Raw genomic sequence first — 7,351 nt, forward strand, 5'->3', positions numbered from 1 at the left:
CCGGAGAGGTGTCCGAGTGGCTTAAGGAGCACGCCTGGAAAGTGTGTATAGGTTAACAGCCTATCGAGGGTTCGAATCCCTCCCTCTCCGCCAGACAACAAAAAGCCCCATGCAATTGATTTGCATGGGGCTTTTTGTTGTCTGATATTTCTAGAATACACTCTTAAAATACACTGAAATGCTGGCTACCATCGAGCGTGTGTGGATGCCGCGGGACATCAAGCCGGTTCTGCTAAAATCCGCCTGCCGTTCAAAGCATCTAGTACACAGTTCCGCCTGATTTTGCGCCTGCTCAAGCCCCGAAGGGGCGCGACATACCAGCCCAGGGCAACGCCCTGGGTATGACGGATAACAGACCTCAGCCCTGAAAGGGCATGACATCAGGAGCCCCGCCGTTATGTCACGCCCTTTCAGGGCTAGGCCGAATAAACAACGCTAACCCAGGGTGTTGCCCTGGGCTGGTATGTTCGACCCCGTTGGGGTCGACCCGCAAATTAGGCTGGAACCGGGTACTAGCTCTCGGCACTCGATATGCTGCCGCTGGTCCTCGCCTGAACTCCCCTGATTCCGCGTTGCCCGACCTCACCCCGGAGCCTCGACAAGGTGCTTGCGGTCAGACAATGGGAACACATCCTGGCCCTCCAAAACGTGACTTGGACCGTTCAAAGTGGGTTTAGTGAGCGTGTACAGCTTTACCTCGCCAAGCGTTCTGTGACGGAGCTCACAAAACGGAAAAGCATTTTTCCGCTAAGTTGATATAAGATTTTGTGCGATCTACTTTTAAACGTGTTGCACACGATAGATAGCGCCTTCAACTCAGGTGAAATGGATGGTCGATTGTGACAGTATGGATACTAGGCAGATGCTGTCTATTACGCTTGGTAGCGATATCTTTCTAAAAAAAGCGCCTAGCTTAAAAAATCGGAGATTTTTGTGAATATAGTAGTTTGCCAGAACAAAAAGCAAGAAATGATTGATTTGTTTGCCACAGTTGATAGGCGTAATAAGTACAAACTTTATATAGCCTCATGTTATTTTAATAGTCGTTCCGCAACGTATTTTATTGGTGGTATTGCAGATAAAATAAGAATTACCGGCGTCAATATTTATATCGATAAAAAAGAGGCGATAAAGATAGGGAAACCACGATTAATTAGGTGGATTGCATCTGCCAGAAATAGATTTGAAATCGAAGTTAACTTATATCCAGTAAATGAATCATCTATATTTCATGCAAAAGCATATGCTCTTGTTGCAGATAGTCCGGGGAACCCACCAGGCGGGATGTTAATTGTAGGCTCAGCGAATTTAACAGGAGCAGGGCTTACAAGCGCCCATGGTAATGTGGAGGCAATGTTAGCGACAACAGAGGCATTGGAAATAGACTCATTCCGTAATTCTTTGATGATGCTGCAAACAACTCACATTAGCGAAATTGATAGATTTGCCAATATAGATAATTTTGATTTACAAGTATGCTCTGTTACAAAGCGGTTATTTTATTTACAGATGGAGTGGTACCCTTAAATCCGAGTTGAGCGTAAAGTTTCGGCTAAGCGATGAAGGTAGGGAAAGATTTAGAGGTGTTCCTGAGATCGAGGCGCTTGGATTTTCTTTGGCGCATGCGAAGATAAGTAAGTCATACTTTGAATTCGAATACAAATCGCCTCTAACGGAATTTGTAACGGACATAAAAAGAAGATTCGGGGTTGAAACCTATTTGGGCTACTGGGTGCCGAAAAAAATCATTGACGAAATTTTTGCGGGGCATGGCTTTGATGATTTTAAGGAGCGGTTATCCACGTCGCTAAAAGAGCAACGTGAAGCCATGGCCGAAGCAATTAGAAATGATCGCGAAAACTTAGTGCGGCTTAACCTGATTAACGGCGACAACAACGCTGATCCTGTGGCGGCTTTTTAGGGAAAAGTAGAAAGATTAATGGATAACGATACAAAGCTATGGAGGCTGTATTATAGATATGAAATACTTGATCTTGCTTATGATTTTTCGCAACAGCAAGAAATAGAAAGCTTATATGAAAATCTCACTGAAACATATGAGGCAAGGGCAGGTATGAACAATACCGTAAGGGCTATAATTAAGGCTTTGGAGCTGAAAAGCATAAGGCCATTGTCTAATATCGCAGCATTTTGATATCGCGAAGTTATTTGGTATCCGGGCACCGGCGTCACCGCCGACTTAGCAACATATTGAAAGCGCAAGTTCGGGGGGCGGTATAGTTAATTCGCCCTCGGCATTCCGCAGACATAAAATTCAATGAAAAAATAATGATATACAGAGTTCAAGCGGCCTAACCGGTGCCAAATATACCGCCCCCGGAACTCCCAAGAGCATCAAGCAGCCCTGCGGTACCCGCGCAACATACCGCGCCCCCCGAGAGGGTGGTCACGCCCTAACTTGCCAGGAGACGTCGATATCTGATCGTTGCCCAGTGGCCTAGTCCCATGCGCCAGAGCGCCAAGGCCGCCCGTGATTGTGGTTCAGGCCCAGCCGGGCAGTGGAGATAGCGACTCCCACGCGCTTAACGGTATCAAGCAGCGCAACGCTTATGTTGCTTTATCCCCTTGGCGAGCGCAACAGACCTGTTAGAATCAGCCATCAATGCGGTGAGGCCCCGGGCATGAAATACAGCGAGTTCAAGCGGTGGCTGGAGAAACAGGGTGCCCGGTTCGCGCCCGGCAAGGGGAGCCACCTGCATGTGGAACGCAACGGCCGGCACTCGGTGTTCCCCTTCCACGGGGCGAAAGAGATCCCGGCCCCGCTGGCGAACGCGATCAAGAAAGACCTCGGCTTGAAGTGAGGACCCGCGATGTTTGATTTCCCTGTCATCTTGGAGCCGGACCCGGAGACGGGAACGGTACTGGTGAGCTTTCCGGACCTGCCGTTCTGCCATTCGGTGGGCGACGATGAAGACGAGGCGTTGCTGAACGCGGTCGACGCCTTGGAAACCGCCCTGGCCGTCTTGATCACGGCGCGCCGCCCCCTACCGGTTCCCCTCGCCCCCGCGGGCCGCCCGACGGTGCGCCCGTCGGCCTTGGAATGTGCCAAGCTGGGGGTCTACCAGGCAATGACTGAGCAAGGCATCCGCAAGGCGGAACTGGCCCGCCGTCTGGGCTGGCATCTGCCCCAGGTCGACCGATTGCTGGACCTTGGCCATGCCTCGCGCTTCGACCAGATCGAAGCGGCCGCGCGGGCGCTGGGCAAGCGCATTGAGATCAGGGTCGCCTGAAGGTTAACCAGCCGCGGGCCGTCGGACGGAGCGCATAGCGGTTCCGCCATTTCCTCGTCTGCATGGCGGATAACAACTATTGATCCTGATGTAACCGAACGATTACGATAGGCCAATGTTCAGGATCAAACGCACCGACGAATTTGCCGCCTGGTTGGCGGGCATCAAAGACGGCCTGACCCAGCGGCGTCTGGCCACCCGCTTGCGCAAGGCGACACTCGGCAACTTGGGCGACGTGAAACCCGTGGGCGATGGTGTGTTCGAGATGCGCGAGCATTTCGGTCACGGCTGGCGGATGTACTACGTCCAGCGTGGGGCGGTGCTGATTGTGATGCTGGGCGGCGGCGACAAGTCCACGCAGGGCGCGGATACCGCCAAGACCATTAAGCTGGCTGCCACCATTGAGGACTAAGCCGTGAGCAACAAAATTCGCGCCGCCGACCTGCCCGACTTCGACGTGACCGAATACCTGGAAGACGATCAGGCAATTGCCGAATATCTCACGATCGTCTTGGAAGAGGACGATCCCGCGCTCCTGGCCGCCGCCCTGGGTGATATTGCCCGTGCACGCGGCATGACCGAGATCGCCAAGGCGTCCGGCCTCACCCGCGAGGCGCTCTATCGGGCACTGCGCGAGAATGCGCAGCCGCGCTTCGAGACGGTGAATCGGGTGTGTCATGCGCTGGGGGTGAAACTGGTGGCGCAGCCACTGACGCCTGTCTGACTCGGTCCCCGATCTAAATTCCGGTGTCCCGGTCGGAATGACGGCGCGACCATCGCCGGAACGGCGATCAAGGTCTCCTCGGGGCTGTTGTGTTATATGGCTTTGGCGATCTATGAAAAAAATACTCGTTCAATTTTTCGTTGTGGTCGGCCTTGTTGGTTGTGCCTTCGGTCCAACCACGGAGGAACTGAGGCTCAAGGTGATTGGCAAGTCAAAAACCGATCTGCTGACTTGTATGGGGACGCCAAGCGACTCTCATTTTGGCGGAAATGTAGAGTATATGGCTTATAGCCACTTTGAGACCAAAGGAAAGCAAATTCACAAGTGTGATGCAAATTTTGCTTTAACGAATGACCGTGTCACTCAATTGGATCTTGTTGGCGGTGAAACAGGCGGCAGCGAGGTTACCTCTGCGTTCTGCAAGAACCTGATACTACGATGCTTTAAGTGAGCAAGGCCTTGATTGTCGCCCCGGCTACTGGAGGTCGAGGCGTTAGCCTGTCCGGCATCCGGGCGTCACTGATTTCTCTTGGATAGGCCGGAGGCTGCCACCGGCTAAAGCCTCGACCTCCGGTTGAGGATGGGCCGGCGCTGGCCGGAACGCTGATCAAGGCCGACGTGCCATTCTTCTCATTGCCCCGCCGTTACCCCAAAATGCCCTTTAGATTGGCCAGATGCGCGATCCCCCGGGCGCGGCTGGCCGCGGGGTCGGCCGCGCGGTTCTCGTCGCGTTCCACCGCCCCCTCCGGGAGTTCGGCCAGGAAGCGGCTGGGCTCGGTCTGGATCATCTCGCCGAACAGTCTGCGCCGCCGCGCCAGCGTAAAGGTGAGTGCGCGCCGGGCGCGGGTGATGCCGACATAGGCGAGACGGCGCTCTTCCTCGATCGTGTCCTCTTCGATGCTGGTGCGATGGGGCAGGAGTTCCTCTTCCATACCGACCAGGAAAACATTCGGAAATTCGAGCCCCTTGGCGGCGTGCAGGGTCATCAGATGGACACGGTCGCCGCCGGTCTCCTCGTCCTGGCGGTCCAGCACGTCCATCAGGGTCAGATGGGTCACCATCTCGCCCAGCGTCTTGTCCGGCCGCTCCCCCTTCTTGTTGAGTGCGCCCAGCCAGTCGATCAGGTCGTTGACGTTCTCCATGCGTCGGTCGGCTACTGCCTGGCTCGATGCGTTCTCGCGCAGCCAGCCGGGGTAGTCGATGGCGTCGGTCAGTGCGCGCACAGCGGTCACCGGGTCGGCCGCGGCACGCTGGGAAAAGGTCCCCATCAGTTCGGTGAAGCCTTGGAGCCGCTCGCGCTGGCGCTCGGCCAGGTGTTCGCCCAGACCCAGTTCACCGCAGGCCGCGAGCAGGCTGACCCCGCGCCCCCGGGCATAGGTCGCAAGGTGCTCTAGCGTCGTGGGGCCGATCTCCCGGCGCGGGGTGTTGACCACCCGCAGGAAGGCGGCGTCGTCCTGCGGGTTGGCCAGCAGCCGCAGATAGGCCATCAGGTCCTTGACCTCGGTGCGGGAGAAATAGGAGGTCCCGCCGCTCAGGAAATAGGGGACGCTGTGCTCGCGTAGCGTCTTCTCGAAGGGGCGCGCCTGGTGGTTGCCGCGATAGAGGATGGCCATGTCGCCGAAGGCCACGCCCTCGGTGAACTTGGCGTGGAGAATTTCGGAGACGACACGTTCGGCCTCGTGCGCCTCATCGCGGCAGGTCAGCAGACGCGGCGCCTCGCCGGGGCCGTGGTCGCTCCACAGCCGCTTCTCGAAGACGTGCGGGTTGTTCTTGATCAGGTGGTTGGCGAGCGCCAGGATGCGCGCGCTGGAGCGGTAATTCTGCTCCAGCATGATGACCTTGAGCTGCGGGTAGTCGTCCTTGAGCCGGGCCAGGTTCTCGGGCCGCGCACCGCGCCAGGCATAGATGGACTGGTCGTCGTCACCCACCACGGTGAAGGCCCCGCGGGGGCCGGCGAGTTGGCGCACCAGCTCATATTGGGCGCCGTTGGTGTCCTGGTACTCGTCGACCAGCAGGTAGCGGATGCGCCCCTGCCAGCGCTCCAGCACCTCCGGATGGGTGGCGAAGAGCCGCGCCGGCGTGAGGATCAGGGCATCGAAGTCCACCGCGTTGTAGGCGTGCAGGCTGCGCTCATAGTCGGCGTAGAGCCCGGCGAGTTGGGCCTCGAAGTCGTCGGCGGCGAGCGTCTGGGCCTGCGCCGGGTCGATCAGGTCGTTCTTCCACGCTGAGATCCGGTGCGCCACCGCCGCGGGGTTGAAGGCGTCGGCATTGGGGATACCGCGCAGGTGCTCTTTGATCAGTGCCTCGCTGTCCTGGGCGTCCAGCAGCGAGAAGCCGGGGCGCAGGCCTGCGGCGGCGTGTTCGCGGCGCAGGATGTCGAGGCCCAGGGTGTGGAAGGTGGAGACCCGTAGCCCGCGGCCGTCCCGGCCTTTGAGTTCCTTCGCGACCCGCTCACGCATCTCCCGCGCGGCCTTGTTGGTGAAGGTGACCGCGCCGATGTGGCGGGCCGCGATGCCGCAGGCACCGATCAGGTGCGCGATCTTGCGGGTGATGACCCGGGTCTTGCCGGAGCCGGCACCGGCCAGGACCAGCAAGGGGCCGGCGGTGTAGCGCACCGCTTCGGTTTGTTCACGATTGAGTCCGTTCATGGCGGTGCCACGCAGGAGGAGGGATGGCCGATTATCCTGAAAAAACTCCCAGGCTGCTTGCGCTGATAAAAATCAGAGCGACGGCGCGCGCAAGCGTGCCGTCGCTGCGAGACAATCCGCCACGGTTCAGGCTACCATTAGAGCCTCTATTTGCCATGGTAACGCCGAGCGCTCGATGAAGTCTTTTGCCGCCCCTGCACTGCTGCTCCTGGCCTTCGGCCTTCCCGCACTGGCCCAAGACCCACCGCCGCCGCCGGCCGCCCCCGCGGCGGACGCCCCTGCCGCGGGTGCCCCCGCTGAGGGTGCAACCCTCCCGGCCCCGCCGGCGCCGTCCTCGCCTGTGGCCGGTGAGGCGGTCGAGCCCGAGATCACCATTCGGGAAGGGGCGCGTGAGACCATCTATGAATACCGGGTGCGCGGCAAGGTCTACATGGTCAAGGTCCAGCCCCAGATCGGTCCCGCCTATTACATGATCGACAGCAACGGGGACGGCATCCTGGATCAGCGCAGCACGTCACCCGTGAACATCAACACCAACCAGTGGACGATTTTTTCCTGGCGCTGAGTCATCTGCCGGTGGGAGCGGATGTAGGTGCGACTTAAGTCGCACCTACACTTGCGTGGTGTGCCGATTCCTGTAAATCGCCTTAGTAACAATGCAAAAATTAGTTAAACACGTTTATCAAGAGAAAGCATTGGGATCGACAACGTAGTTCCATTGCCCAAGG

General features: G+C 57.6%; 10 protein-coding genes and 1 tRNA gene. 10 read left to right on the plus strand and 1 reads right to left on the minus strand.

The annotated features are described in order from the left end of the window. Window positions 1-2: 2 nt before the first annotated feature. From QZY44_RS29990 to QZY44_RS30030, 9 genes are all read left to right on the plus strand, one after another. Window positions 3-93, plus strand: a tRNA-Ser gene (locus tag QZY44_RS29990). Window positions 94-933: 840 nt separating this feature from the next. Then, window positions 934-1,527, plus strand: coding sequence for a phospholipase D-like domain-containing protein (locus QZY44_RS29995; protein ID WP_295456387.1), 594 nt, complete (start codon window positions 934-936; stop codon window positions 1,525-1,527). A gap of 7 nt (window positions 1,528-1,534) precedes the next feature. Next, window positions 1,535-1,921, plus strand: a complete 387-nt coding sequence (locus QZY44_RS30000; RefSeq protein WP_295456389.1) for a hypothetical protein — start codon at window positions 1,535-1,537, stop codon at window positions 1,919-1,921. A gap of 18 nt (window positions 1,922-1,939) precedes the next feature. Beyond that, entirely contained in the window at window positions 1,940-2,155 is a 216-nt protein-coding gene (locus QZY44_RS30005; protein WP_295456391.1) for a hypothetical protein, read from the plus strand. A 487-nt stretch (window positions 2,156-2,642) separates the two neighbouring features. After that, window positions 2,643-2,822, plus strand: coding sequence for a type II toxin-antitoxin system HicA family toxin (locus QZY44_RS30010; protein WP_295456393.1), 180 nt, complete (start codon window positions 2,643-2,645; stop codon window positions 2,820-2,822). 9 nt (window positions 2,823-2,831) lie between these two features. Next, window positions 2,832-3,251 (plus strand): type II toxin-antitoxin system HicB family antitoxin, encoded by a 420-nt coding sequence (locus tag QZY44_RS30015; RefSeq protein ID WP_295456395.1) that lies wholly within the window; start codon window positions 2,832-2,834, stop codon window positions 3,249-3,251. A 115-nt stretch (window positions 3,252-3,366) separates the two neighbouring features. Beyond that, window positions 3,367-3,663, plus strand: a complete 297-nt coding sequence (locus QZY44_RS30020) for a type II toxin-antitoxin system RelE/ParE family toxin (RefSeq protein ID WP_295456397.1) — start codon at window positions 3,367-3,369, stop codon at window positions 3,661-3,663. A gap of 3 nt (window positions 3,664-3,666) precedes the next feature. Further along, complete coding sequence (locus QZY44_RS30025) at window positions 3,667-3,975, plus strand: addiction module antidote protein (protein WP_295456399.1); 309 nt, start codon at window positions 3,667-3,669, stop codon at window positions 3,973-3,975. Window positions 3,976-4,087: 112 nt separating this feature from the next. Beyond that, entirely contained in the window at window positions 4,088-4,426 is a 339-nt protein-coding gene (locus tag QZY44_RS30030) for a hypothetical protein (RefSeq protein WP_295456400.1), read from the plus strand. Between the two features lie 193 nt (window positions 4,427-4,619). Here the strand turns inward: QZY44_RS30030 and QZY44_RS30035 are convergent, their stop codons facing one another. Further along, a complete protein-coding gene (locus tag QZY44_RS30035; RefSeq protein ID WP_295456402.1) occupies window positions 4,620-6,623 on the minus strand; it encodes a UvrD-helicase domain-containing protein in 2,004 nt (667 codons plus the stop codon). Window positions 6,624-6,798: 175 nt separating this feature from the next. Here QZY44_RS30035 and QZY44_RS30040 point away from each other — a divergent pair, with 175 nt between their 5' ends. After that, a complete protein-coding gene (locus QZY44_RS30040; protein ID WP_295456404.1) occupies window positions 6,799-7,188 on the plus strand; it encodes a DUF2782 domain-containing protein in 390 nt (129 codons plus the stop codon). Window positions 7,189-7,351 lie beyond the last annotated feature (163 nt).

This window comes from uncultured Thiodictyon sp. (assembly GCA_903837595.1).
GTDB lineage: Bacteria > Pseudomonadota > Gammaproteobacteria > Chromatiales > Chromatiaceae > Thiodictyon.

Bases quoted from the DNA above. Each gene is read 5' to 3' on its own strand.
- QZY44_RS30005 (WP_295456391.1), top strand. From the start codon at position 1,940: ATGGATAACGATACAAAGCTATGGAGGCTGTATTATAGATATGAAATA.
- QZY44_RS30010 (WP_295456393.1), top strand. From the start codon at position 2,643: ATGAAATACAGCGAGTTCAAGCGGTGGCTGGAGAAACAGGGTGCCCGG.
- QZY44_RS30015 (WP_295456395.1), top strand. From the start codon at position 2,832: ATGTTTGATTTCCCTGTCATCTTGGAGCCGGACCCGGAGACGGGAACG.
- QZY44_RS30020 (WP_295456397.1), top strand. From the start codon at position 3,367: ATGTTCAGGATCAAACGCACCGACGAATTTGCCGCCTGGTTGGCGGGC.
- QZY44_RS30030 (WP_295456400.1), top strand. From the start codon at position 4,088: ATGAAAAAAATACTCGTTCAATTTTTCGTTGTGGTCGGCCTTGTTGGT.
- QZY44_RS30035 (WP_295456402.1), bottom strand. From the start codon at position 6,623: ATGAACGGACTCAATCGTGAACAAACCGAAGCGGTGCGCTACACCGCC.
- QZY44_RS30040 (WP_295456404.1), top strand. From the start codon at position 6,799: ATGAAGTCTTTTGCCGCCCCTGCACTGCTGCTCCTGGCCTTCGGCCTT.